This window comes from Nocardia sp. NPDC058176, from assembly GCF_042883805.1.
In the GTDB taxonomy this organism is placed as follows: domain Bacteria; phylum Actinomycetota; class Actinomycetes; order Mycobacteriales; family Mycobacteriaceae; genus Nocardia.
Window position 1 is genome coordinate 472,644 of record NZ_JBHVVA010000001.1, and the last position, 24,401, is coordinate 497,044.

General features: G+C 69.7%; 27 protein-coding genes. 21 read left to right on the forward strand and 6 right to left on the reverse strand.

The window, feature by feature from the left end:
* Nucleotides 1–4 precede the first annotated feature (4 nt).
* The gene (gene pyrF / locus ACFVVM_RS02210; RefSeq protein WP_387612152.1) at nucleotides 5–829 is read left to right on the forward strand and encodes an orotidine-5'-phosphate decarboxylase; all 825 of its coding nucleotides are present in this window, start codon (nucleotides 5–7) and stop codon (nucleotides 827–829) included.
* Nucleotides 830–917: 88 nt separating this feature from the next.
* Here pyrF and ACFVVM_RS02215 read toward each other — a convergent pair whose 3' ends face one another.
* The gene (locus ACFVVM_RS02215; protein WP_387612154.1) at nucleotides 918–2,018 is read right to left on the reverse strand and encodes a serine hydrolase domain-containing protein; all 1,101 of its coding nucleotides are present in this window, start codon (nucleotides 2,016–2,018) and stop codon (nucleotides 918–920) included.
* A gap of 155 nt (nucleotides 2,019–2,173) precedes the next feature.
* Here ACFVVM_RS02215 and ACFVVM_RS02220 point away from each other — a divergent pair, with 155 nt between their 5' ends.
* The 5 genes from ACFVVM_RS02220 to ACFVVM_RS02240 are packed head-to-tail and all read left to right on the forward strand — an operon-like array spanning nucleotide 2,174 to nucleotide 4,917.
* The gene (locus tag ACFVVM_RS02220; RefSeq protein WP_387612156.1) at nucleotides 2,174–2,827 is read left to right on the forward strand and encodes a DedA family protein; all 654 of its coding nucleotides are present in this window, start codon (nucleotides 2,174–2,176) and stop codon (nucleotides 2,825–2,827) included.
* Nucleotides 2,827–2,958 (forward strand): hypothetical protein, encoded by a 132-nt coding sequence (locus ACFVVM_RS02225; protein WP_387612158.1) that lies wholly within the window; start codon nucleotides 2,827–2,829, stop codon nucleotides 2,956–2,958. The genes ACFVVM_RS02220 and ACFVVM_RS02225 overlap by 1 nt, the downstream gene beginning before the upstream one ends.
* Nucleotides 2,958–3,098 (forward strand): hypothetical protein, encoded by a 141-nt coding sequence (locus ACFVVM_RS02230; protein WP_387612160.1) that lies wholly within the window; start codon nucleotides 2,958–2,960, stop codon nucleotides 3,096–3,098. Before ACFVVM_RS02225 ends, ACFVVM_RS02230 begins: the two co-directional genes overlap by 1 nt.
* Complete coding sequence (locus tag ACFVVM_RS02235) at nucleotides 3,098–4,279, forward strand: sensor histidine kinase (RefSeq protein WP_387612162.1); 1,182 nt, start codon at nucleotides 3,098–3,100, stop codon at nucleotides 4,277–4,279. Before ACFVVM_RS02230 ends, ACFVVM_RS02235 begins: the two co-directional genes overlap by 1 nt.
* On the forward strand, nucleotides 4,270–4,917 hold the full coding sequence (locus ACFVVM_RS02240) for a response regulator (RefSeq protein WP_387612164.1): 648 nt from the start codon (nucleotides 4,270–4,272) through the stop codon (nucleotides 4,915–4,917). Before ACFVVM_RS02235 ends, ACFVVM_RS02240 begins: the two co-directional genes overlap by 10 nt.
* Nucleotides 4,918–4,924: 7 nt before the next feature.
* On the opposite strand, the gene ACFVVM_RS02245 is transcribed toward ACFVVM_RS02240, so the two are convergent.
* The gene (locus ACFVVM_RS02245) at nucleotides 4,925–5,272 is read right to left on the reverse strand and encodes a DUF6463 family protein (protein ID WP_387612165.1); all 348 of its coding nucleotides are present in this window, start codon (nucleotides 5,270–5,272) and stop codon (nucleotides 4,925–4,927) included.
* Nucleotides 5,273–5,302: 30 nt separating this feature from the next.
* Between ACFVVM_RS02245 and ACFVVM_RS02250 the strand changes: the two genes are divergently transcribed.
* The 7 genes from ACFVVM_RS02250 (at nucleotide 5,303) to ACFVVM_RS02280 (ending at nucleotide 12,541) form a co-directional block, all read left to right on the forward strand.
* Nucleotides 5,303–5,893 (forward strand): TetR/AcrR family transcriptional regulator, encoded by a 591-nt coding sequence (locus ACFVVM_RS02250; protein ID WP_387612167.1) that lies wholly within the window; start codon nucleotides 5,303–5,305, stop codon nucleotides 5,891–5,893.
* Between the two features lie 348 nt (nucleotides 5,894–6,241).
* Complete coding sequence (gene mihF, locus ACFVVM_RS02255; protein WP_030203531.1) at nucleotides 6,242–6,562, forward strand: integration host factor, actinobacterial type; 321 nt, start codon at nucleotides 6,242–6,244, stop codon at nucleotides 6,560–6,562.
* A 5-nt stretch (nucleotides 6,563–6,567) separates the two neighbouring features.
* Complete coding sequence (gmk, locus tag ACFVVM_RS02260) at nucleotides 6,568–7,152, forward strand: guanylate kinase (protein WP_071928906.1); 585 nt, start codon at nucleotides 6,568–6,570, stop codon at nucleotides 7,150–7,152.
* A gap of 27 nt (nucleotides 7,153–7,179) precedes the next feature.
* The gene (gene rpoZ / locus ACFVVM_RS02265; protein ID WP_071928905.1) at nucleotides 7,180–7,458 is read left to right on the forward strand and encodes a DNA-directed RNA polymerase subunit omega; all 279 of its coding nucleotides are present in this window, start codon (nucleotides 7,180–7,182) and stop codon (nucleotides 7,456–7,458) included.
* Nucleotides 7,459–7,486: 28 nt separating this feature from the next.
* Nucleotides 7,487–8,704 carry a bifunctional phosphopantothenoylcysteine decarboxylase/phosphopantothenate--cysteine ligase CoaBC gene (coaBC, locus tag ACFVVM_RS02270; protein ID WP_387612169.1) on the forward strand — a complete coding sequence of 406 codons (1,218 nt, stop codon included), beginning with the start codon at nucleotides 7,487–7,489 and terminating at the stop codon, nucleotides 8,702–8,704.
* Between the two features lie 220 nt (nucleotides 8,705–8,924).
* Entirely contained in the window at nucleotides 8,925–10,136 is a 1,212-nt protein-coding gene (gene metK / locus ACFVVM_RS02275) for a methionine adenosyltransferase (RefSeq protein WP_387612170.1), read from the forward strand.
* A 14-nt stretch (nucleotides 10,137–10,150) separates the two neighbouring features.
* Nucleotides 10,151–12,541, forward strand: a complete 2,391-nt coding sequence (locus ACFVVM_RS02280; RefSeq protein ID WP_387612171.1) for a primosomal protein N' — start codon at nucleotides 10,151–10,153, stop codon at nucleotides 12,539–12,541.
* A 70-nt stretch (nucleotides 12,542–12,611) separates the two neighbouring features.
* Here ACFVVM_RS02280 and ACFVVM_RS02285 read toward each other — a convergent pair whose 3' ends face one another.
* Complete coding sequence (locus ACFVVM_RS02285) at nucleotides 12,612–14,801, reverse strand: MMPL family transporter (RefSeq protein WP_387612173.1); 2,190 nt, start codon at nucleotides 14,799–14,801, stop codon at nucleotides 12,612–12,614.
* 127 nt (nucleotides 14,802–14,928) lie between these two features.
* Between ACFVVM_RS02285 and ACFVVM_RS02290 the strand changes: the two genes are divergently transcribed.
* From ACFVVM_RS02290 to ACFVVM_RS02320, 7 genes are all read left to right on the forward strand, one after another.
* Nucleotides 14,929–15,522: a TetR/AcrR family transcriptional regulator gene (locus tag ACFVVM_RS02290; RefSeq protein WP_387612175.1), complete on the forward strand. Its 594-nt coding sequence runs from the start codon at nucleotides 14,929–14,931 to the stop codon at nucleotides 15,520–15,522.
* An 85-nt stretch (nucleotides 15,523–15,607) separates the two neighbouring features.
* Nucleotides 15,608–16,285: a PadR family transcriptional regulator gene (locus ACFVVM_RS02295; protein ID WP_387612176.1), complete on the forward strand. Its 678-nt coding sequence runs from the start codon at nucleotides 15,608–15,610 to the stop codon at nucleotides 16,283–16,285.
* A gap of 104 nt (nucleotides 16,286–16,389) precedes the next feature.
* Complete coding sequence (locus ACFVVM_RS02300) at nucleotides 16,390–17,367, forward strand: esterase/lipase family protein (RefSeq protein WP_387612178.1); 978 nt, start codon at nucleotides 16,390–16,392, stop codon at nucleotides 17,365–17,367.
* A gap of 86 nt (nucleotides 17,368–17,453) precedes the next feature.
* Nucleotides 17,454–17,993, forward strand: a complete 540-nt coding sequence (def, locus tag ACFVVM_RS02305) for a peptide deformylase (protein WP_387612179.1) — start codon at nucleotides 17,454–17,456, stop codon at nucleotides 17,991–17,993.
* On the forward strand, nucleotides 17,993–18,916 hold the full coding sequence (fmt, locus tag ACFVVM_RS02310; RefSeq protein WP_387612180.1) for a methionyl-tRNA formyltransferase: 924 nt from the start codon (nucleotides 17,993–17,995) through the stop codon (nucleotides 18,914–18,916). Before def ends, fmt begins: the two co-directional genes overlap by 1 nt.
* A gap of 671 nt (nucleotides 18,917–19,587) precedes the next feature.
* On the forward strand, nucleotides 19,588–20,946 hold the full coding sequence (locus ACFVVM_RS02315) for an RsmB/NOP family class I SAM-dependent RNA methyltransferase (protein ID WP_387612182.1): 1,359 nt from the start codon (nucleotides 19,588–19,590) through the stop codon (nucleotides 20,944–20,946).
* 139 nt (nucleotides 20,947–21,085) lie between these two features.
* Nucleotides 21,086–21,433 carry an MmcQ/YjbR family DNA-binding protein gene (locus tag ACFVVM_RS02320; RefSeq protein WP_387612184.1) on the forward strand — a complete coding sequence of 116 codons (348 nt, stop codon included), beginning with the start codon at nucleotides 21,086–21,088 and terminating at the stop codon, nucleotides 21,431–21,433.
* Nucleotides 21,434–21,449: 16 nt separating this feature from the next.
* Here ACFVVM_RS02320 and ACFVVM_RS02325 read toward each other — a convergent pair whose 3' ends face one another.
* Nucleotides 21,450–22,352: an RNA polymerase sigma factor SigF gene (locus ACFVVM_RS02325; protein WP_387612185.1), complete on the reverse strand. Its 903-nt coding sequence runs from the start codon at nucleotides 22,350–22,352 to the stop codon at nucleotides 21,450–21,452.
* Nucleotides 22,352–22,774 (reverse strand): ATP-binding protein, encoded by a 423-nt coding sequence (locus tag ACFVVM_RS02330; protein WP_387612187.1) that lies wholly within the window; start codon nucleotides 22,772–22,774, stop codon nucleotides 22,352–22,354. The genes ACFVVM_RS02325 and ACFVVM_RS02330 overlap by 1 nt, the downstream gene beginning before the upstream one ends.
* A gap of 98 nt (nucleotides 22,775–22,872) precedes the next feature.
* Here ACFVVM_RS02330 and rpe point away from each other — a divergent pair, with 98 nt between their 5' ends.
* Nucleotides 22,873–23,529, forward strand: coding sequence for a ribulose-phosphate 3-epimerase (rpe, locus tag ACFVVM_RS02335; protein ID WP_387616711.1), 657 nt, complete (start codon nucleotides 22,873–22,875; stop codon nucleotides 23,527–23,529).
* An 8-nt stretch (nucleotides 23,530–23,537) separates the two neighbouring features.
* Here the strand turns inward: rpe and ACFVVM_RS02340 are convergent, their stop codons facing one another.
* Nucleotides 23,538–24,008 (reverse strand): hypothetical protein, encoded by a 471-nt coding sequence (locus ACFVVM_RS02340; RefSeq protein ID WP_387612189.1) that lies wholly within the window; start codon nucleotides 24,006–24,008, stop codon nucleotides 23,538–23,540.
* Nucleotides 24,009–24,401: the final 393 nt, after the last annotated feature.

Below are 24,401 nucleotides of genomic sequence, written 5' to 3' on the forward strand. Positions count from 1 at the left end.
ATCGATGACGACGTTCGGTAGCCGATTGCAGCAGGCCATGCGGCAGTTCGGTCCGGTGTGTGTCGGCATCGATCCGCATCCCGGCCTGCTGCGTGCCTGGGGGCTGACCGAGGACGTCGACGGACTGGAGACCTTCGCCGAGATCTGCGTGGAGGCATTCGACGGTCGCGTCGCTCTCGTCAAGCCGCAGGTCGCGTTCTTCGAGCCCTACGGTTCCGGCGGGATCGCGGTCCTGGAACGCACCATCTCGGTGCTGCGCGCCTCGGGCACCCTGGTGCTGGCCGACGCCAAGCGCGGCGACATCGGCTCCACCATGGACGCCTACGCCCAGGCCTGGCTCGGTGACGGTCCGCTCGGCTCGGACGCCGTGACGGTTTCGCCCTACCTCGGTTTCGGTTCGCTGGACCCGGCGCTGAGCCTGGCGCAGGCCAACCACCGTGGGGTGTTCGTCCTCTCGGCGACGTCGAATCCCGAAGGGGCGCAACTGCAACGGATCGCCGCGCCGGACGGGCGCACGATCGCGCAGACGATGGTCGACGAGGCCGCGGCCCGCAATGCCGGACCCGGCTTCGGCTCGGTCGGTGTCGTCGTCGGCGCCACCCTCACCGAGGCGCCGGACCTGTCGGCCCTCAACGGCCCCATCCTGATGCCGGGCGTCGGCGCGCAGGGCGGGGGAGCGGACTCCATTCGCGCCCTGGTCTCCGAGGTCAACTACGCGGCCGCCGTTCCCGCGGTGTCGCGCGAGCTCCTCGGCGTCGGCCCGTCGGTGACGGCGCTGTGCGACAAGATGGCTCGGCTGCAGGAGGAATTCGCCTTCCTGCAGAGCTGACACCGAGACGAGGCCGGGGGAGCGAGACGCTTCCCCGGCCTCGTTGTCTGCCGCGCGGTGCTCGGCGAGCCAGGGCTGCTGGCACCTTTCAGGCGAGACAAAAGGTCGCGGTCGCTGTGGCGAACAGGGTCAGCGCGTCCGACGAGGCTGCCGAGCCGACGACCATCGTCAGTGCACGACCGTCGGTGGACCGGAACGCGGAGGTCACGTAGCCGAGCAGCTCACCGCCGTGCCCCCACAGTTCGGCACCGCACGGCGGGTCGAAGCGTTGCAGGCCGAGGCCGTAGTGGAAGCCCATTCCCATCGGCACCGTCTGCCGCATCTGTGCCAGGGACGACGGGCTGGTCAGCCGCCCACCCAGGAGCGCGGCGAAGAAGGCGTCGAGATCGGTGATCGTGGAGATCATCTCGCCCGCCGCCCAGTCCAGCGAGGGGTTCATCTCGGTGACCTCCACCCGGCCCATGCCGTCGATGTCGCGGTGCGCGGTGAGTGCGGGCGCCGGGACGTGCGGATCGTCGCCGGGAACCGACGTCGCGGTCAGCCGGAGTGGGGTGAGGATTCTCTCGCGGATCTCGTCGCCGTATCGCTGCCCCGTCACGTGCTCGATCAGCAGGCCGAGCACGATGTAGTTGGTGTTCGAGTAGCGGAAGCGCTCGCCCGGTGCGAAGTACGGCTCGTGACTCACCGCAGCGGCGAGCAGATCGTGGGGCTCGTGGTGGGCGAATCGGTCGGCGCCGCGCCACCGGTTCGTCGAGAGGCCGGGTTCCTTCATGTAGTCGTAGAGCCCGCTGGTGTGATTCATCAGCTGCCGCACCGTCATTCGGTCTCCGCCGGGGATCGGATCGGGCAACTGCGCCGCGATGGGGGCGTCGAGGGTGATCTTGCCCTCGTCCACCAACTGCAGCACCACCGTGGCGACGAAGGTCTTGGTGACACTGCCGATCCGGAACCGGCTCAGCGGGCCCGGCGCGGACTGCTCGGCCGCGCCGGCGCCGTGGTACCAGTCGCGATGCCGCTCCCCGTCGGAGACCCGCAGCACGACGTCGGCGTCCGCCCATCGCGCGGAGGCCTCGACCACACCACCCACCACCCGCCATCGTGCCGTCACGAGGACGGTGGCGGCCACCAGGACGGCAACCAGCACGGTCCCCGTGACCACCACGGTGAACCGAAACATCTTCTGTCGCATGTGTTTCGACGCTAGGCACCCCTCCAGCCGCCCACGAGGGTGCATGCCCCGTGACCGGGGTGCGGAAAACCCCACCCCGACACTGCGGTGACCCGGCACCGACCGGGTGGCTGACGCTACAGATCCTCGGCGCCCGGATTCCTAGCGTCGAAACCATGGATACGACAGCGAATTCGACCGAACTCACCGGCATCGCGGGCTGGGCGGTCGAGCTGATGGAACGCCTCGGCGGCCTCGGCGCCGGCATCGCCATCGCACTGGAGAACCTCTTTCCGCCACTGCCCAGCGAGGTGATCCTCCCGCTGGCCGGATTCACCGCCAGCCGCGGCCGGTTCAGCCTGGCCGAGGTGCTGCTGTGGACCACCCTGGGCTCGGTCGTCGGCGCGCTGGCGCTCTACGGCTTCGGCGTCGCGCTCGGCCGGGACCGGCTGCGCCGCATCGTCGACCGGCTGCCGCTGGTTCGCCTGTCCGACCTGGACCGCACCGAGGCCTGGTTCGCCCGTCACGGTGACAAAGCGGTGTTCTTCGGCCGGATGATCCCGATCTTCCGCAGCCTCATCTCCATCCCGGCCGGTGTCGAACGCATGCCGCTCGGCCGCTTCACCCTGCTGACCACAGCAGGCAGCCTGCTCTGGAACACGGTGTTCGTGCTCGCCGGCTACTTCCTCGGCGAGAACTGGCACCGCGTCGAGGACTACGCGGGCGTGCTGCAGAAACTGGTCATCGTCGGCGTGCTGGCCGGGCTCACGGTGTGGCTCGTGCTGCGACTGCGTCAGCTGCGCGGTGAGCGACGGGCGACAATCGGATGATGAGTTCACCGTTGCCGCAAGGGGTGCGAGCCATCGCCGGATATCTGCTCGGTGTGCTCATCGGGGTCACGGGGTGGCTGGTGCTGCCGCTGCGTCAACTGAGCTGCGAGCGGCGGGTGAGAATCGGATGATGAGCTCCACACCGTCGCCGCAACGTCACGTGGTGCGGGCCGTCGCTGGATATCTGCTCGGTGTGCTCATCGGGGTCACGGGGTGGCTGGTGCTGCCGCTGCGTCAACTGAGCTGCGGGCGACGGGTGAGAATCGGATGATGAGCTCCACACCGTCGCCGCAACGTCACGTGGTGCGGGCCGTCGCTGGATATCTGCTCGGCGTGCTCACCGTTCCCCTCGACCTGCTCGGGGTGCTGGCGGCCCCGTTCGCGGCGGGACTCACCGACCGGATCGCTCGGCTCGAACAGCGGCGGCTGACCGGCCTGCTCGGAGTCCGAGCCACCGGCACCCCGAACGGGTCGCCCGCTGTGGGCTACCTCGCAGCCGACGTGCCCGTCACCGGCGTGCCGAGCGGGCCTCGGGCTGCGGGATACCTGGCCGCCCGCTCGCTGGTCGGCGTGCTCGGCGGGCTGGTCCTCGCCCTGTCGGGGTTGGGGGTCGTCGTCGCTGTCGCGCTGGTCTACGGCGCGGTGACCGGCGAGGCCGTGCCGATCGTCGACGCCACCGAACCGGGACAGGTCACCTGGGCGACCGTCGCGGTGCTGGCCCTGCCGGGTGCGGTCCTGTGCTTCCTCGCGGTGCACGGCCTGCTCGGCGTGGTCCGCGCCGATGCCTGGTGCCTCCGGTCGAGTCTGCGACCCGGCCCGGAGGAGTTGGCACAGCGCGTCGCCCAGCTCACCACGACCCGCGCCGACGTGGTCGAGGTGATCGATGACGAGCGCCGCCGGATCGAACGCGACCTACACGACGGTGTGCAGCAGCGAGTCGTCGCCCTGTCGATCCTGCTCGGCCGGGTCGACCGGGAAACCGACGCCGACCGTCGCACCGAGCTGCATCGCCGCGCGATCGCCGAGACCGGCCACATCCTCGACGAGCTGCGCGAGGTGTCCTGGCGCATCTACCCGGCGATGCTCGCCCGCGACGGTCTGCACGCCGCGCTCGAAGCACTCGCCGACCGGACCCCGGTACCGACCGGACTCGACTACGCCCTCAGCGAACGCGCGCCCCGCCCGGTTGAATCGGCCTGCTATTTCACCGCCAGCGAGGCGATCACCAACGCCATCAAACACTCCGGTGCCACCGCGATCGAGGTCGAGGTCGTCCGCGCCGGCGCGCTGGTGCGCCTGCGGGTACGCGACGACGGCCGCGGCGGTGCGGACCCGGCCGGACACGGGCTGGCGGGCATCGCCACCCGCGTCACCGCGCTGGACGGCACGATGGCGGTGGACAGTCCGCCGGGCGGTCCGACGATCATCACCGTGGAGGTCCCGTGCGGATAACCCTGGCCGAGGACTCGGCGCTGCTGCGCGAGAGCCTGGCCCAACTGCTCACCGCCGAGGGCCACGAGATCGTCGACTCCGTCGGCACCGCCGTCGAACTGCTCGCCGCGGTCCGGGTCCGGCCGCCGGATCTGGTCATCGCCGATGTCCGGATGCCGCCCGACCACGTCGACGAGGGGATCAGGGCCGCGCTCGAGATCCGCCGCGAACAGCCCGGCATCGCCGTGCTGGTGCTGTCGCAGTACGTCGAGCGCAGGCACGCGGCGGAATTCCTGACCGGCACCGGCGGGATCGGTTACCTGCTCAAGGACCGGGTCGCCGCGATCGGCGCCTTCCTCGACGCGGTCGAGCGGGTCGGCACCGGTGGCACGGCCTTCGACCCGGAGGTGGTGCGCCAGCTCCTGCTGCACAATCGTGCCGATTCCCCGCTGCACCGCCTGACCGAGCGCGAGCGCGAAGTGCTCGAACTCATGGCGCAGGGACTGAGCAACGCCGCGATCTGCGCCCAGCTGTTCGTCACCCGCAGTGCCGTCGAGAAGCACATCAACGCCATCTTCACCAAGCTGGACCTGCCGGTCGGCGAGGCGCACAACCGCCGCGTGCTCGCGATCCTGCAGCACCTGCAAGCGGGTGCGTGAGGGCCGCTCAGACCGCCGTCGCCTGCCGCGCCCGTGCTCGCCACCAACCCAGCGCACCGGCGCCCAGCGGGACCAGCAGGGTGATGAAACCGGACACCGGTTCGAAGGCGAGCCCGAAGACGACGGTCACGGCGAGCACGACGAGGACCGTCCCCGGCACGAACCCGCGCGCCTTCTCCAGTTCGATCATCGCCAGCCCGAGACCGATCCCGACCACGCCGAAGGCGGTGAACCAGAACGAGAGCTCGGTGTCCTGATCGCTCGCCGCGAGCAGCACGACGCCCATGATCGTGTGCACGGTGGCAATGACCACCAGCGCGGTGCCTGCTACCGGAAATCGAGTTTTTGAATTCATATTCATAAACTGTGCCACTAGGCTGAGCCGGTGGCAAGACCCCGCCTCTTCACCGACGACCAGGTGCTCGACGCGGCCCGCGACCTGCTGGTCGATCCGGCGATCACGCACCCGTCCATCGCGGCGATCAGCACGGCCGCCGCAGTGCACTCGGGCTCGATCTATGTGCGTTTCGCCTCACGTGACGAACTGCTCGCCCGGCTGTGGCTGCGCTCGATCCGCCGCTTCCACGAGGGCTTCGTCACCGCGCTGACCGGACCGTCGCCCTTGCTCACCGCGGCCGTCTTCCTGCCGCGCTACTGCCGCGAGCACCCCACCGAGGCCAGGGCGATGAAGATGTTCCATCACGACGAGCTGCTCGACGTGGGCCCCGAGGAGCTGCGCGCCGCGATCGCCACCGTCAACGACGGCATGCAGGCCGCCCTGCTGGCCGCTGTCGACGCCGAATTCGGCATCGTCGACGAACGATCCCGCGCCGTGGCCGAGGCCGCGGTGAAGGCGATTCCGTACGGCCTGGTGCGCGATTACATCGCCCGCGCCGCGCCGATTCCGGACTGGGTCGACGCCGTCACCGCGACCGCGTCGGGGGCCGTGCTGGACGAGTTTCGGGCCCGATCGTGACGACACGCGGTACGAAATCCCGCGACACGCCGGTAATTTCGGGAAACCCCCTGGTCGGGCGACGCCGAGTTTGCCAGGCTGGTCAGCGCGACCGGCGCAACCAAGTGGCTATCATCGCCCATATCGGTATAACCGCTGGTAGGGGTGCATTTTGTGGATTCGGCGGTACGATCGCAGCAGTGGAATCAGCGGTCACCGCATCGGGCCCGCGCGCCCCATACGGCATCCGTAATCCTGCCCTGACCTGGGGGTCGGGTTCGCAATCGGCGGGCGCCGTGGGTACGGTCGCACAGACCGTCCGGGTAACCGGCGGTAGATCTAGCAATGAACGATGAGACGGAGGAACCCGTGGCCCTTCCCCAGCTGACTGACGAGCAGCGCGCCGCTGCTTTGGAGAAGGCGGCTGCCGCTCGCCGCGCTCGGGCAGAGCTCAAGGAGCGCCTGAAGCGAGGCGGCACCAACCTGAAGCAGGTCCTCACCGATGCCGAGTCCGATGAGATTCTCGGCAAGATGAAGGTGTCGGCGCTGCTCGAGGCTCTGCCGAAGGTGGGCAAGGTCAAGGCTGCCGAGATCATGACCGAGCTGGAGATCGCCCCCACCCGGCGGCTCCGTGGCCTGGGCGACCGTCAGCGCAAGGCGCTGCTGGCTCGCTTCGACTTCGACTCCTGATTCAGGTGGTCGAACACACGCGGAAGGGTCGGCTGGTTGTACTGGTCGGCCCCTCGGCCGTGGGTAAGTCCACGGTCGTGCGGTGCGTGCGGGAACGCCTGCCCGAACTGGTCTTCAGTGTGTCGGCGACGACCCGGGCCCCCCGGCCCGGGGAAGTCGACGGCCGTGACTACCGTTTCGTTTCCCGAGCCGAGTTCGACGCCATGATCGAGGCGGACGAACTGCTCGAATGGGCAGACATCCACGGGGGGTTGCAGCGATCGGGCACCCCCGCGGCCCCGGTGCGGGAAGCACTGGCGGCCGGATATTCAGTACTGATCGAAGTCGATCTGGCCGGTGCGCGGTCGGTCCGCGCGGCCATGCCGGAGGCTCTGCTGGTGTTCCTCGCACCGCCGAGCTGGGAAGAGCTGGTCTCGCGGCTGCGTTCGCGCGGTACCGAGACACCCGAGGTGATCGAGCGCAGGCTCGAGACCGCCAGGGTCGAATTGGCGGCCCGTGACGAGTTCGACACGGTCATCGTGAACAGCGAGGTGACGACTGCTTGTGAGCAGTTGGTATCGTTGTTCGTTAGCACAAATTCGAGTTCTTGACCCACTGAACCGCAGGAGCCTCCCCTAGTGAGTACGGACATCACCGTAGTGCCCGCGTACGACACCCCCATCGGCCTCACCAACCCGCCGATCGACGAGCTGCTCGAGCGCACCTCGTCCAAGTACGCCCTGGTCATCTACGCGGCCAAGCGGGCGCGGCAGATCAACGATTACTACAACCAGCTCGGCGACGGCATCCTCGAGTACGTCGGCCCGCTGGTCGAGCCCGGCCTGCAGGAGAAGCCGCTGTCGGTCGCCATGCGTGAAATCCACTCCGACCTGCTCGAACACACCGAGGGCGAGTGACCATCTCTACTCCGGAGGCGTAAAGACCATGCGGATCGTCGTCGGGGTCGGCGGGGGCATCGCCGCCTACAAGGCGTGTGCCCTCGTTCGCCGGTTCACCGAGACCGGGCATCAGGTGCGGGTGATTCCCACCGAGTCCGCGCTGGAATTCGTCGGCAAGGCGACCTTCGAGGCACTGTCCGGTCAGCCGGTGCACACCACGGTGTTCGCCGACGTGCCCGAGGTGCCGCATGTCCGGATCGGCCAGGAGGCCGATCTCGTCGTCATCGCCCCCGCCACCGCGGATCTGATGGCGCGCGCCGCACAGGGGCGCGCCGACGATCTGCTCACCGCCACCTTGCTGACGGCCCGATGTCCGGTACTGTTCGCGCCCGCGATGCACACCGAGATGTGGGAGCATCCGGCGACGGTGGCCAATGTCGCGACGCTGCGCACGCACGGCGCCACGGTCATGGAACCCGCGTCGGGCCGGCTCACCGGCACCGACACCGGTCCGGGCCGCCTGCCCGAGCCGGAGGAGATCTTCGGCCTGGCCTCGCTGCTGCTCGAACGCGCCGACGCACTGCCGCGCGACCTGACCGGTCGCCGCGTGGTGATCACCGCAGGCGGTACGAGGGAACCCCTCGACCCGGTGCGTTTCCTCGGCAACCGCAGCTCCGGCAAGCAGGGCTACGCCCTGGCCAGGGTGGCCGCCCAGCGCGGTGCCCAGGTGACGCTGATCGCGGGCAACACCATCGAGCTCGCCCCGCCCGCCGCGGTGGACCTGGTCCACATCACCACCGCCGACCAGCTCAAGACCGCGGTCGACAAGCACGCGCTCGGCGCCGACGCGGTCATCATGGCGGCCGCGGTGGCCGATTTCCGGCCCACCCACGTCGCGGCGGCGAAGATCAAGAAGGGCGCGGACGAGCCCGACGTGATCCCGCTGACCAAGAACGAGGACATCCTCGCCGGCTTGGTGCACGCCAGGACCGAGGGGCTGCTCGCGGGCACCGCGATCGTCGGTTTCGCCGCCGAGACCGGCGACGACAACGGTGACGTGCTCACCCACGCGCGGGCCAAACTGGCTCGCAAGGGGTGCGATCTGCTCGTGGTCAACGCGGTCGGTGAGGGCAAGGCGTTCGAGGTCGACACCAACGACGGCTGGCTGCTCGGCGCCGACGGCACCGAACAGGCCCTCGATCACGGCTCCAAGGCCCTGCTGGCCAGCCGGGTGCTCGACGCGCTCGTGCCGCTGCTGCGCTGACCTGGGCGCGTCGCCGAACTCGCACGAGATGTGTTGCACCGCAACGATGGTCGCGCAGTGTACCGCTCGAGTGGGTGTCCGGTGTGCGGCTTGGTCCTTACCCGCCACCATGTCGGTGGTTTCGAATAGTCTGAGAAGAAGGGTTGTGCGGAAGCCGTCGGACGACGAAGCTACCGTCGCAAGCCGATACGAGTAACCCGTTGAGGGAGAGGGAACAACTGTGCGTACGACCGGCAGTCGGCTATTCACCAGTGAGTCCGTAACGGAAGGTCATCCGGACAAGATCTGTGACGCGATCAGCGATTCCATCCTCGACGCGTTGCTCGCGGAGGATCCGGGCAGCCGGGTCGCGGTGGAAACACTGGTGACCACGGGTCAGGTCCATGTCGCGGGCGAGGTCACCACCTCCGCCTACGCCGACATCCCGCGGATCGTCCGCGAGAAGGTCCTCGAGATCGGCTACGACTCCTCGGCCAAGGGCTTCGACGGCAATTCCTGTGGCGTCAACATCGCCATCGGTGCCCAGTCGCCCGATATCGCCCAGGGTGTCGACACCTCGCACGAGGCGCGCGTCGGCGGGTCCGACGACGAGATCGAGCGTCAGGGTGCCGGTGACCAGGGCCTGATGTTCGGCTATGCCACCACCGACACTCCCGAGCTGATGCCGTTGCCGATCGCGCTCGCGCACCGGCTCTCGCGCAAGCTCACCGAGGTCCGCAAGTCCGGTGTGCTGCCGTACCTGCGCCCCGACGGCAAGACCCAGGTCACCATCGAATACGACGGTGACCGTCCGGTCCGTCTGGACACGGTCGTGATCTCCACCCAGCACGCGGCCGATATCGATCTGGACAACCTGCTCGCCCCCGACATCCGCGAGAAGGTCGTCGACGCGGTGATCGGCGATCTCGATCTGCCCTCGCTCGACACCTCCGAGATCCGGCTGCTGGTCAACCCGACCGGCAAGTTCGTGCTCGGCGGTCCGATGGGCGATGCCGGTCTGACCGGCCGCAAGATCATCGTCGACACCTACGGCGGCATGGCTCGCCACGGTGGTGGCGCGTTCTCCGGCAAGGATCCGTCGAAGGTGGACCGCTCGGCCGCCTACGCCATGCGCTGGGTCGCCAAGAACGTGGTGGCCGCGGGTCTGGCGGAGCGTGTCGAGGTGCAGGTCGCGTACGCGATCGGCAAGTCGGCCCCGGTGGGTCTGTTCGTCGAGACCTTCGGCACCGAGAAGGTCGACCCGACCAAGATCTCCACCGCCATCTCGGAGGTCTTCGACCTGCGTCCGGGCGCGATCATCCGCGATCTGGACCTGCTGCGCCCGATCTACGCGCCGACCGCGGCCTATGGTCACTTCGGTCGTACCGATGTCGACCTGCCCTGGGAGCACACGGACCGCGCCGACAAGCTGCGCGCGGCCGTCGGCCTGTAGTACCCACCGCCCGCGTGGCAGCGGACGATCCATCGACAGCAGCGGGACACCCGATCGCTCGGGTGCTCCCGCTGCTCTCGCCTGCGCACCTGGACCGCGACTTCGACTACCTGGTCCCGCCCGAACTCGACGAGATCGCGCAGCCAGGGGTGCGGGTGCGCGTTCGTTTCGCGGGCCGCCTCGTCGACGGATACCTGCTGGCCAGGCTCCCACGCACCGACCACACCGGCAAGATGATGCCCCTGGAGCGGGTGGTCTCCGGGGAACGGGTCCTCACTCCCGAAATCTTGCGCCTGGCAACCACTGTCGCCGCGCGGTACGCGGGCACCCGTGCCGATGTGCTGCGCTTGGCGATTCCGCCGCGGCACGCGAGCACGGAAAATGGTGGCGCGAAGAAGTCGGCGGGCAAGAAGACGACAGCGCAGCGTCACGTGACGACATCGGCGGATAGCGAATCGTTCACTGCCGCCGAAGAATCCGTCGCCGAATCCGGCCTCGCCGACGAGCCCCGACCGCAGCGTGACGATGCGGCTCCTCGGGTCGAGACGTCGTCGCGTGCGGGAGCGATGCCTACCGGGTCGCCCGCCGATCCGGCGCCAGCCGCTGACTCGGTGGCGAGTTCCGGTGCCGCGGCCGATACCGGTGGCGTGGTGGGTGTCGGTGGTGCGACGGTGAGTTCCGTAGGGGTGGCCGGTGCCGCTGACACCGTGGGTGCCGCTGACGCCGTGGCGAGTTCCGGTGCCGAGGTCAGTGCTGGTGGCGTGGCGTCGAGCGCTGCCGAGTCGTCGGGGGGCGAGGCGAGGCCGATGGTCGAAACGACCGCCTGGGGGCGGTACGTGCACGGTGGCGCTTTTGTCGCCGCACTGGCCGATGGTCGCGGGCCGCGCGCCGCGTGGCAGGCATTGCCGGGGGAGGATTGGGCAGCGCGGCTGGCCGAGCTCGCGGCGACGGTGGTGGCCGGTGGGCGCAGTGCGGTATTGATGGTGCCGGATCAGCGGGATCTCGATCGGCTGCTCGCCGAATGCGTTCGGCTGGTGGGGGATTCGGCTGTCGGTCTGTCGGCGGGGCTGGGGCCCGCGGCGCGGTATCGGCGGTGGCTGGCAGTCCTGCGCGGGCAGGCGCGGATCGTGGTCGGGACGCGGGCCGCGGTGTTCGCGCCGGCGAAGGACCTCGGGCTCATCGCGCTCTGGGACGACGGCGACGACACCTACGCCGAACCGCGCTCCCCGTACCCGCATGCCCGTGAAGTGGCGATGCTGCGCGCGCACGAGACCGGGGCCGCCTTCGTCGCCGCCGGTTTCGCGCGGACGGCCGAGATCCAGGCGGTCGTCGAATCCGGTTGGGCTCGTGATCTTCTCGCCGACCGGCAGGTCCTGCGTGAGGTGTCGCCGCGGATCAGCGCACCCGGTGACACCGATTTCGCGCTGGAACGCGATGCGCTGGCGCGCGCGGTGCGCATGCCCGGCGTGGCCTTCGCGGCCGCGCGCGCCGCGATCAAGGAGAACGCCGCGGTCCTGGTGCAGGTGCCACGCCGCGGCTACGTACCCTCGCTCGCCTGCGCGAAGTGCCGTACGCCCGCCCGCTGCCGACACTGCAACGGTCCGCTGGCGCTGCCCCAGTCGGCCAACGGCGAGGCGGCGAGCCCGCAGTGCAAGTGGTGCGGCATCACCGAGGCCGCGTTCCGCTGCCAGGCCTGTGGTGCGCGGGCACTACGGGCCATGGTGATCGGCGCGGCCCGCACCGCCGAAGAACTCGGTCGCGCCTTCCCCGGCGTACCGATCCGCGGCTCGGGCGGCGGGGAAGTGCTCGACACCGTCGAACCGGGCGCCCAGGTCGTGGTCGCCACCGTCGGCGCGGAACCGCTGGTACCCGGCGGCTACGGCGTCGCACTGCTCCTCGACGGCTGGGCCCTGCTCGGCCGAGCCGATCTCCGCGCCACCGAGGACACCCTGCGCCGCTGGATGGGCGCCGCCGCCCTCGTCCGGCCCCGCGGCCAGGTCATCGTGATGGCCGAACCCGCCCTGCCGACAGTCCAGGCACTCGTCCGCTGGGACCCGGTCAACCACGCCGCCGCCGAACTGGCCGCCCGCGCCGAGGTCGGCTTCCCGCCCGCCATCCGCCTGGCCGCTATCGACGGCACCACCGCCTCGATCGCCGAATTACTCGACGCCGCAGCCCTTCCCGAAGGAACCGAGGTCCTCGGCCCCGTCCCCCTCCCACCCACCGCCCGCAAGCCCTTCTCCGGCACCGACAGCCCCGCCGAAGTCGAACGCATGCTCCTGCGCGTCCCCCGGTCCGACGGCACCCCCCTCGCCCGCGCCCTCACCGCCGCCCAGGGAGTACGCAGCTCCCACCGCTCCGACGCCCCGTTACGCGTCCAGATCGACCCGGTCGACATCGGCTGACAAATCCGGTCCGGCCATGTGCGCGTCCAGGTCGACCTGTCCTCGTCGGCCGACAAGCTCGATCTGATCCTCAGCGGACGGCGACCGGCTCGGCTTTCGGCCGATCGGCTGACGGCGAGCCGGTCGTGGTCTTCGATGGCGACGGCAGTGTCTCGCCCTCGATGTCGACGTGGGGCAGGACGCGGTCGAGCCATCGTGGGAGCCACCAGGCGTGGCGGCCGAGGAGGGACATGACTGCCGGGATGAGGGTCATGCGCACGATGAGTGCGTCGAACAGGACGCCGACGCCCATGGCGAAGCCGATCGGGCCGATCATCGTGTTGTGGCTGAACAGGAAGCCGGCGAAGACCGCGATCATGATGAGGGCCGCCGCGCCGACCACGCGCACGCTGAGCGCGTAGCCGGTGCGGACCGCCGCCGGTGCCGATCCGGTTCCGGCGACGAAGGCTTCGCGCATTCGCGACACCAGGAACACCTGGTAGTCCATCGCCAAGCCGAACAGGACGCCGATCAGCAGGATCGGCAGGAAGGCCAGGATCGGCGCGGGCTGGTGCACGTTCAGTACCGAACCCAGCCAACCCCACTGGTAGACCGCGGTGGTCGCACCGAGGGCGGCGGCCAGTGACAGCAGGAAGCCGAGCGCGGCGGTGAGCGGAACGAGCAGTGAGCGGAATGCCAGTGTCAACAGGGCCAGGGCCAGGCCGATCACCACCACGAGGAACGGCACGAGCGCGTCGGAGAGCTTGCGCGTCACGTCGATCCCGATGACCGTCTCACCGGTGAGGTGCAGCTCCGCGCTGTGCTCGGCGTCCAGCCCGGACGCGCCGTCACGGATCGACTTCACCAGCGCGACAGTGTCTTCGGAGCTCGGCGCGGTGGTCGGGACGATCACGAACTGGGCCGTGTCGGCAGCGCTGTTGACCTCCGGCGGCAGTGTCATCGCGACTCCGGGCAGCGCGCCGATCCGTTCGACCGCGGCCTGGGTCTGCTCCTGGATCCGCCCCGGTTCGCCCTGCACCACCGCGACGAGCGGGCCGTTGATGCCGGGGGTGTAGTTCTCGGCGAGCAGGTCGTAGGACTGGCGCGCGGTGGTGTCGGCCGGTTCCTGACCGGCGTTGGGCAACCCGAGGCGCAGATCCAGCGCGGGCAGCGCGACGACCGCGAGCAGCGCGATCCCCGCCGCCAGGGTGGCGATCGGGTGCCTGGTCACGGCGCTGCCCCAGCGGTTCGGCCGCCGGGCCGCCTCGATCGCGGCCAGCCCGCGACCACGCGGAATCAGCCGCGCGCCGGCGAAGCCGAGGATCGCGGGCAGCAGCGTGATCGCCAACAGCACCACGATGCCGACGCTGGCCGCGGCGGCCAGGCCCATGCCGGTGAGGAACGGGATCCGCGCGATCGCCAAGCCGGACAACGCGATCAGCACGGTCGCGCCCGCGAAGACCACGGCACTGCCCGCCGTCCCGATCGCCCTGGCCGCGGACTCACGCACCGCCATGCCCTCGGCCAGCTGCTGACGATGCCGCGACACGATGAACAGCGTGTAGTCGATGCCGACCGCCAGACCGAGCATCAGCGACAGCGCCAGCGTCGCCGACGACGCGTCGAACAGAGTGGACACCGCGATCACACCGCCGGTACCGATCCCTACCCCGACCAGGGCCAGCAGCAGCGGCAACCCCGCCGCGAGCAGCGAGCCGAAGGTGAGCACGAGTACGGCCATCGCGATCGCCACCCCGACGATCTCGGTCGGACCGACGAAGGACGGCTCGGTGTAGAACGGTCCGCCGGTGAGCAACGGCCGCAGTCCCTGGGCCTCGAGCCGGTCGCGCACCTGCTCGACCGCCTGTTTCGCCACCGGATCCACCGGCGCGGCGAAGGCGATGTCGACGAAGGTGACCTCGCCGCTCTCGGCGACCGCGAATGCCGCCGGGGTCACGCTCTCGATGCCGGTTGTCGTGCTGAGCGGCGCGAGTTCGGCGTCGATCCGGGTCAGCGGCAGCGGTTGACCCGCGGGTGCCTGGACGACGAGCCGGGCGGGCGCCTCGCCGGGCGTGGTCGGCGCACCCTCGCCGAAGCTCTCCGCCAGCACGCTCTGCGCGCGATCGGAGGGGGTGTCGGGGATGTCGAATCGGTCGGAGACCCGGGTGCCGAGGGACATTCCGACGAGGCCGACGACGGTGGCGACGAGCGCCCACACGGCGACCACCCGCCACGGATTGCGAAAGCAGAGTTCGCCGAGGCGATAGAGAGCCCGTGCCATGGTTACCCCTCCGAGGTATTTAACCTACAAGTGTCTGATTACCTACACCTGTAGGATAGAGCGAGTGGACCGGTGGTCGTCAACGTGTCGCGCGACACGGACGGCTCGCCGATGTGAAGGTGGAGTAGTGATTCGAGTGCAGCCGGACCAGCGCAGACCGACCGATGACCCGCGGGTGCTCCGCAGCCAGGGCCTACTTCGGGCCGCGATTCTCGAACTCGGGCGCGAAGGTCCGATCGACGGGGTCGCGATCTCCGACATCACCGGTCGGGCGGGCGTCAGCCGCAGCACCTTCTACGACCACTACACCGACAAGGAGACGTTGCTCGCGGACGCGATCGAACGTCAGGCGCTGGACGCGGGCATCTCGGTGCGCGAGGCGGGACTGGCCGACGGGCTGCCCGATCAACCGCCGAGCTTCCTGATCGACTACGTCCAGCACATCGCCGACCATGCCGAGCTGTACCGCAATGTGCTGGGCGAGTACGGGTCGGCGACGGTGCACGCCCGGCTCGCCCGCCGCATGGCGAGCATTCTCGTCGAGGGCTATCAGCTGCTCGGCGAGCACGCTCCCGCGGAGTCGAGCCTGCCGATCGAGGTCGACGCGGCGGCGCTGGCCGGCGCGGTGCTCGCGGTGCTCGCCCACTGGCTCGAACATCTGCCGCGGACACCGCCCTCGGTCGTCGCGTCCTGGATCTGGGAGATCGTCGGACGCGAGTGAGTCGCAGACCACCCTTGCGTTCGATGCATTGCCGATATATCGTCGATAACGTCAAGAACGAACGCGAGAGCCTGAGGAGGCTGTCATGCACAACCAAGGACAACGAGAATTCGGACACTTCGGCCGCGGCCGTGGTCCGGGCAACGCGGAATTCGGTCCCGATCGGCGGCAGTTCCGCCGGGGTGGGCGACACGGGCACGGCCCCGAGTTCGGACCGGGCTTCGGCCCAGGATTCGGGCCCGGTTTCGGCCCCGGCTTCGGTCGTGGACGCGGCCGCGGTGGTCGTGGCAGGCGCGGTGACGTCCGTGCGGCGGTGCTGCTGCTGCTCGTCGAGCGGCCCATGCACGGCTACGAGCTGATCCAGCAGATCCGCGAGCGCAGCGACGATGTCTGGCGCCCCAGCCCGGGGTCCATCTACCCGGCATTGGCCCAGCTCGAGGACGAGGGCCTGGTGCTCATCGAGAAGGTGGCCGGTCGCAAGACCGCGCAGCTGACCGACGAGGGCAAGGCCTATGTCGAGACCAATCGCGAAGAACTCGGCGATCCCTGGGCCGAGGTCAAGCAGGATGTCGGCGCCCAGGCGCTGGATCTGCGCGGGCTGGTCGGACAGGTGATGGGCGCGGTCGGTCAGGTCGCCGCGGTCGGTACGCCGGAGCAGGCGGCCAAGGCCGCCGAGGTGCTCACCGAGACCCGCCGGGCGCTGTATCGCATCCTCGCCGAGGACGATCTCACTTCCGGGGGCGACGCAACCCCCGAGAAGTGAGGGCGGCGTGAACCCCCTGGTCGAGGTGCGGTTGTCGGTCCCATGGAGTAAATCATTGGGATATGGAACAGCCGCGAGGTGTGTGGGGTTGGGGAACATCACAAATGCGCAGAACGGTGTCGATCGCGGCACTCGTCTGCACGGCGGTGATCGGTGTGTCGCTCGCACCGATCGCCGTCGCGGAACCGGCGGGCTACCGGCCCCCGGTCATCCCGAGCGAACCGGGACCGCCACAGTCCGATCATCTCGCGGCGGCCCGCTACATCGATGCCCATCCGGACGCGGTTCCGTTGGGCGTCAACGACTTCGAGTGTCGACCTACCGTTGATCATCCCCGCCCGGTGGTCCTCGTGCACGGCACCGATTCGAGCGCGTACTCCGACTGGGCCGGGATCGGACCGCAGCTGGTTTCGGCGGGCTTCTGCGTGTTCGCGCTGAACTACGGCGGCAAGCCGGGCGCGGACACCTACGGCACCGAGGACATGCGGATCAGCTTCGCCCAGCTCGCCGAGTTCGTCGACGACGTGCTCGATGCGACCGGGGCGGCGAAGGTCGATCTGGTCGGGTTCTCCCAGGGGGCGAACGTGAGCCGGTTCTACGTCAACAAACTCGGCGGCGCGCCGAAGGTCGGCACCTGGGTCGGGCTGGCCTCGCCCAGCTACGGCGGCGTGATGTACGGGCTGGTGCCGGTGGGGCAGGCCGTCCCCGGACTGCTCGACGTCTACGCGCAGGTCACCTCGGTCGCGGCGGTGCAGCAGGCGCAGGGCGCGCCGCTCATGCTCGAACTCAACGAGGGCGGCGACACCGTGCCCGGGGTCCGCTACGTCACGGTGGGCAGCCGGGTCGACGAGATGATCCAGCCCTTCGACAACATCGCCCTGCGCGGTCCCGGCGCGGAGAACCTCGTCCTGCAGGACCTCTGCGCCGACGACCTGACCGGCCACTTCCACCTGGTCTACGACCCGTTCGTCCAGCAGCTGCTGCTGCGCGTCCTCGACCCGGCCAGGGCTCCGGAGCCGGTGTGCGAGCCGGTACCGCTCGGCACCGGGATCCCGGATGTGATCATCGCCGGGAACTCCTGACACCGGTCCGGACAGGGCGGTCGGGCACACCGCGAACGGGCAATAGAATGGGACGACCGCAAAATCCGTGCCAGCCGGGAGCCGCCGTGACCATTCAGCCCGTTCGCCTGTTCGGCGATCCGATTCTGCGTTCCCGTGCCGACGAGGTGACCGAGTTCGGCGCGGAGCTCGCCCAGCTGATCGCCGACCTCACCGAGACGATGCACGACGACGGCGGGGTCGGGATGGCGGCACCGCAGATCGGGGTTGGGCTGCGGGTGTTCGTCTACGACACCGGTGACGCCGCCGGGCACGTGGTGAACCCGCAGTGGTCCGCCATCGGCGCGGACGAGCAGGTCGGGCCCGAGGGCTGCCTGTCGATCCCCGGTGTGCGCTACGACGTGCGCCGGGCGCTGCGCGTGCGGGTCACTGGCGTCGACAGTTCCGGTGCGCCGGTCGACTTCGAGGCCGAGGACCTGCTCGCGCGCTGCGTGCAGCACGAGTCCGACCACCTCGACGGCGTGCTGTTCGTGAACCGGCTCGAACCCGAGGACCGCAAGGACGCGATGCGCACCATCCGCGAATCCGACTGGTTCCGTGCCGGTGTCACCGTGCGCGAGTCCAGCGGTGTCGGCGGTGGCCGCTGATGCGGGTCGTCTTCGCGGGCACGCCGGACCCGGCGGTGCCGTCGCTGCGCAGGCTGATCGAGAGCGAACGCCACGAGGTCGTCGCGGTGGTCACCCGGCCCGACGCGGTCGCCGGCCGTGGCCGCCGGATCAGCCGGTCGCCGGTGGGTCGGCTGGCCGATGAGCACGGCATCCCGGTGCTCACCCCGCGCAAGCCCGCCGAGCCCGAATTCGTCGCCGCGCTCACCGAATTGGCGCCCGACTGCTGTCCGGTGGTCGCCTACGGCGCGCTGCTGCCCCAGCAGGTGCTCGACATCCCCGCCCACGGCTGGATCAACCTGCACTTCTCGCTGCTGCCCGCGTGGCGTGGCGCCGCGCCCGTGCAGGCGGCCATCGACGCCGGTGACGACATGACCGGCGCGTCGACCTTCCTGATCGAGGCGGGCCTGGACACCGGCCCGGTGTACGGGGTGATGACCGAGAAGATCGGCCTGACCGATACCGCGGGCGAACTGCTGGCCCGGCTCGCCGAGGCGGGTGCCGTGCTGTTGGAGAAGACCCTCGACGGTGTGGAGGACGGGGAGCTGCGAGCGATTCCGCAGTCCAACGACGGTGTGTCCTACGCGCCCAAGGTGACCGTCGAGGCGGGCCGGATCGGTTTCGACGAACCCGCCCTGTCCATCCACCGGCACATCCGCGCCGTCACCCCGGCGCCCGGCGCGTGGACGGAGGTGAACGGGCTGCGCCTCAAACTCGGCCCGGTGGAGATGGTGGAGGAGACCTTGCCCGAACGCGTGATCGAGGTGCGCAAGTCCGGCGTCTTCGTCGGCACATCGACCACCGCGGTCCGCCTCGGCCAGGTCCAACCCCCCGGCAAGAAGATGATGAACGCCCTCGACTGGGCCCGCGGCGCCCGCCTCGCCCCCGGCACGGTGATCGGATGAGCGCGTCCGACCGTCGCCGTCGCCGCGAAGCCGACCAGCGCAGCGGCACCCCACCGCGCCAGGATCGCAAGGTCACCGGCAAGAACGTCGACGGCGGCTGGGCCGCCCGCGCCGCCAAGGGCACAGGCACTCCGCGCACCGACGACGACCGCTGGAGCACCCGTCGCGAGGACAGCGGATCCGACCGCGGCGGTTCGGGCCGCGTCGCAGGGGACTGGCGCCGAGGTGACAACCGTGGCCGGGACGCGTCCGGCCGATCCGATGGACCCCGGTCGGGCAGCGGGCAGGGAGGTGGTCCGGCGGGCGCAGCCCGTGGGCGCGACGATCGGGACACCCGCTCGGGCTCGAATCGATCGGATGCCGATCGTGCCGGGCGCGGCGGTGATTCGCGCGAGAGTGCTGCCGACCGTGGCTCACGGCCGACTTCGAATCGTGCTGGCGATGCGCGCCGAGGCGCAGGTGCGGCGGAACACGGCGGTGGGACCGCCGACACCGGGCGTGCCCCGGGGCGCGTCGGCGATGCCCGCGTCGGTGGCGCGAAGGGTCCGCGGACGGGTGGCGCGAAAGGTGGTCCACGCGCGGGGGATTCGCGTTCGGGACCGGCTCGGTCTGGTGCCGATGACCCTGATACCAAGCGGGATCGGCGGCGCGCCGAGCGGCCGGATCCGAGTGTGCCCAGTCCGCGCAAGCGGCGGGGTGAGTCGACCGATCCGGCGCGCGAGGTCGCGCTCGATGTGCTGCGTGCGGTGCGTGAGCGCGACGCCTATGCCAACCTCGCGCTGCCGAAGTCGTTGCGGGAGCGCAAGATCAGTGGCCGGGACGCCGCGTTCGCGACCGAGCTCACCTATGGGGCCAGCCGTTCGCAGGGGCAGCTCGACGCGGTGATCGCGGCATGCGCGGGCAGACCGGTGGCCGAGATCGACGGGCCGATCCTCGACATCCTGCGCCTCGGCGTCTACCAGCTGCTGCGCACGCGCACCGGCGCGCACGCCGCCGTGGACACCTCTGTCGACCTGGCGCGCGCCGAATTCGGCCAGGGCAGAGCCGGTTTCGTGAACGCTGTGCTGCGGCGGGCGGGGGAGAAGACCGCCGAGCAGTGGGTCGCCGAACTGGCGCCCGCCGATTCGGTCGGCAAACTCGCCTTCGAATACGCCCACCCCACCTGGATCGCCCAGGCCTTCGCCGACGCGCTCGGTGCGCAGGCGGGTGAGCTCGGTGACCTGCTGGCCGCCGACGACGAGCGGCCGGTGGTCCACCTCGTGGCCCGGCCCGGCGAGATCACCGCCGAAGAGCTGGCCCTCGTCACCGGCGGTGAAGAAGGCCGCTTGTCCCCGTACGCGGTGCACCTCGACGGCGGCGATCCCGGACAACTGGAGCCGGTGCGCGAGGGCATCGCGGCCGTGCAGGACGAAGGCAGCCAGCTTGTCGCCCTAGCCCTCACGCGCGCGCCCCTCGACGGCCCCGACCAGGGCCGCTGGCTCGATCTCTGCGCCGGTCCCGGCGGCAAGGCGGCCCTGCTGGGCGCACTGGCCGCCATCGACCTGTTCACCGTCGACGCCGTCGAACCGGCCGAACACCGCGCCGAGCTGGTCCGCAAATCCACGCGCGGCCTGCCCGTCACCGTGCACGTCACCGACGGTCGCGACAGCGGCCTGACCCCCGGCTACGACCGCGTCCTCGTCGACGCGCCGTGCACCGGCCTCGGTGCCTTGCGCCGCCGCCCCGAGGCGCGCTGGCGGCGCACCCCGGCGGACATCCCGGAACTGGTCACCCTGCAGCGCGAACTCCTCACCGCCGCCTGGGATCTCGTGCGCCCCGGTGGTGTCGTCGTGTACTCGACCTGCTCGCCACACCTGTCCGAGACCGTCGCGGTCGTCGCCGACTTCGTCCGCCGCACCGGCGCCGAACAACTCGACACCCGCGATTACCTCCCTGGCGTCACCGATCTCGGCGACGGCCCCTCGGCCCAGCTGTGGCCCCACCGCCACGGCACCGATGCGATGTTCCTGGCGGCCCTGCGTAAGAAGTGAGACGTTGCGGCCGGTCCGAGCCGATGTCGGTCGGGCCGGCCGCAGCCAGGTGCGAGATCGCGACCGTCGTCGGCGACGCCACGTGCGCCACGCGACATTCGTCCAAGCCCACCGCGCACCAGCGGAGCAGAATCAACACATGGCGATGACGTGGGAAGAAGTGGTGGCGGTCGCGACCGCGCTGCCGGGTGTGGAGGAAGGCACCTGGTGGCGCAGTCCCGGCTTGAAAGTGGGTGGAAAGGGCTTCGCGCGATTGCGCGTCGAAGCCGAGGGCGGCCTTGCCCTCTTGTGTGAGCTGGCCGAAAAGGAAGCGCTCCTGGCCTCTGGTGATCCGGCGTTCTACACGACCCCGCACTACGACGGCCACCCGTACGTCCTCGTCGACCTCACCGCGGTCGACCCGCGACAGCTCGCCGAACTGATCGACAGCGCCTGGTGGCTGCGGGCTCCCGCCCGGCTGCGTCGCGAACGGTCCGCCGCCCGGTGACCTCGCCCGGGTGAACTCAGTCCCGCTCGGACAGTTCCCGCAGGCGGGCAAGAGTTTTCGCGAGGATACGGGACACGTGCATCTGCGAGATGCCCAGCTGCGAGGCGATCTGGGTCTGGGTCATCGACTCGAAGAACCGCATCGTCAGGATGCGGCGTTCACGTTCGGGCAGCCCGGCCAGCAGCGGCCGCACCGCGATGTACTCCTCGACCCGGTCGAACTGCGCCTCCTCCTCGCCGAGGGTGTCGAGCAGGGAGGCATCGCTGTCGCGACCGACCGAGGCGGCGTCGATCGAGGTGGGCTGATACGCGTTGCCCGCGATCACCGCCTGGGTGACCTCGTCGGGGTCGACATCGAGTTCGGCCGCGATCTCCTTGGCTGTGGGGGAGCGGCCGAGGCGCTGCGAGAGCTGATCGACCGCGGCGCCGATGCGCAGATGGGTCTCCTTGACCCGCCGCGGCACCCGCATCGCCCAGGTGTTGTCGCGGAAATAGCGCCGGACCTCACCCATGATCGTCGGCACCGCGAACGACAGGAAGTTCGAGCCGCGGCTCAGATCGAAGCGATCGACCGCGTGCACCAGGCCGACCCGCGCCACCTGCGACAGATCGTCGAAGGGTTCACCGCGCCCGCTGAACTTCCTGGCGATGTGATCGGCCAGCGGAATGCAGCGATTGATCAACGCGTCGCGTGCCACGGCGTGCGCGACGCTGTCCGGTTCGGTCGCCGCGAGCCGCTCGAACAGCGCGCTGACATCGTCATAACCCGACACCGGCGCGGGAGTCTCGGCCTCCTCGGCTGGAGTCTGCTCCGCCTCCACCGCGGACTCCGCCTCGACGGCGGGCTTCTCGGCACCATTGGCTTCGGCGGGGGTCTGCTGGTGGGGCCTGTGGTCTTCGGTGGTGTCCTCGCCGTGCACTACGCCTTCCCCCGGACCCGACGGAATCGGACCGTCGTCGGATACCCGGACACGGCGGGGTCGAAGCCCTGCTGCTCGGCGGTGACCTCGTCACTGAGCGTGCGCAGCACGTGCCAGCCGAAACTGCGCTGATCGGGCATGCCCTCGCTGCCCGCGACACCGTCCACGCGAACCAGCAATTCGGTGTCACCGACGACGAATTCGCAGGTGAGCAGCGAGCCGGGCGCGGCGATCGCGATGAGGGTCGAGCACACCTCGTCCACGGCCAGGCGCACGTCGGCCACCTCGTCGAGGGTGAAATCGCTGAGTAGGACCAGGGTTTCGGCCAACCCGCGCAGGATCGGCAGCTGGGTCAGTGATGCTGCTACGCGAATCTCCACCGGGGCGCTGAACAGCCCTTGTTCCGCCGAAATATTGGTCACCCTATGCAGGCTACCCACAACCGTGGAGGGCAATCACCATTTGGTCGGTACACTGGCGCGCTGTGTCCACCCCCACTTTCTCCCGCACCGATCAGCCGATGATCGCTCCGTCCATCCTGTCTGCGGACTTCGCGCATCTGGCCGACGAGGCCGCCGCCGTCGAGGGCTCCGACTGGCTGCACGTGGACGTCATGGACGGCCACTTCGTGCCGAATCTCACACTCGGCCTGCCCGTGGTGGAGAGCTTGCTGAAAGCGACCGACATCCCGCTCGACTGCCACCTGATGATCGACGATCCGGGCCGCTGGGCGCCGGGTTACGCGGAGGCGGGCGCCTACAACGTCACCTTCCACGCCGAGGCCACCGAGGATCCGATCGCGGTCGCCCGTGACATCCGCGCCGCGGGTGGCAAGGCGGGCCTGTCGGTGAAGCCGAATACTCCGATCGAGCCGTATCTGGAGATTCTGCGCGAATTCGACACTCTGCTGGTGATGAGTGTGGAACCCGGATTCGGTGGACAGTCGTTCATCGCGAGGGTGCTGGAGAAGGCGCGCATCGTGCGCGGGCTGGTGGACTCGGGCGAATTGCAGCTCGTCGTGGAAATCGACGGTGGCATCAATGCCGACACCATCGAGCAGGCCGCGGCCGCCGGTATCGATTGTTTCGTCGCCGGGTCCGCGGTCTACAACACCGCCGATCCGGGCGCGGCGGTGAAGTCGCTGCGCAGGCAGGCCGCGACCGTCTGGACGCCGTAGCGCCTCGGTCAGAGGGAGCGGAGTTTGCGGGCGCCCAGTGCCCGCGCCGCCTCGATCACCGCGTGCAGCGGCGGCCGGTTGTCCGCGGCGTCCGGTGCCTGGACCCAGGTGCGGTAGCCGGTGCGTTCGTCCTCGGGTGAGGGCAGCACGATCTGGCTGCCGTTGCACGCGACCGTGGTGTAGAGCCGGAACAGCTCGGCCGATGCGGTGGGCGTGAGGGTGTCGGCCCGGCAGGGGCCGGTGAGGAAGGTCCAGCGCCGGGCTCTCGGGTGGTCGACGACCGGTCCCGCGATGGCGGCGCCGTGCAGGCGGGCCTGCACCCGCTCACCCAGATCGCCGGGCATGGTGACCGCGCCGTAGTGCGCGCCGATCTGCAACAGGATGCGCCGGGAGTCGGGATCGATCACCGCGGGTAGGTGCAGTTCGCGCCGGTACCGAACGCAGCGAATTTCCAGTATGGAATCGACCAGTGTGCTCACGCGGCACCCCCACATGTATCGAACCTGATGTGACCCACAGTGTTGACTTCCTGGAGTATTGGACTATCCCTGAGTCGAACTCCCGGCGGCTGCTTCGCCCCGAGCTGCTACGCCGTTGAACAGCGGGAATCGGTGACATAACAATATTGCGTCAATGGCGAAAGCGGCGCAAGCATTCGAATCACCGTGTTTCGAGTTCGTGATCCCGGGTAATACGACGGTAGCGTGCCCGCGCAATTGACGGGCCCGGGTAACCGAAAATTCGAACAAAGGACAACCGCCGGAATGATTGACGGCGGCGCTTCGCCATGTCGATACACATTCGCCGCCGCATCGATGCCCGCGCGTTCGTTTCCGGTGACCTGATCATGCGCCCGGTCGGGTTCGATCCCG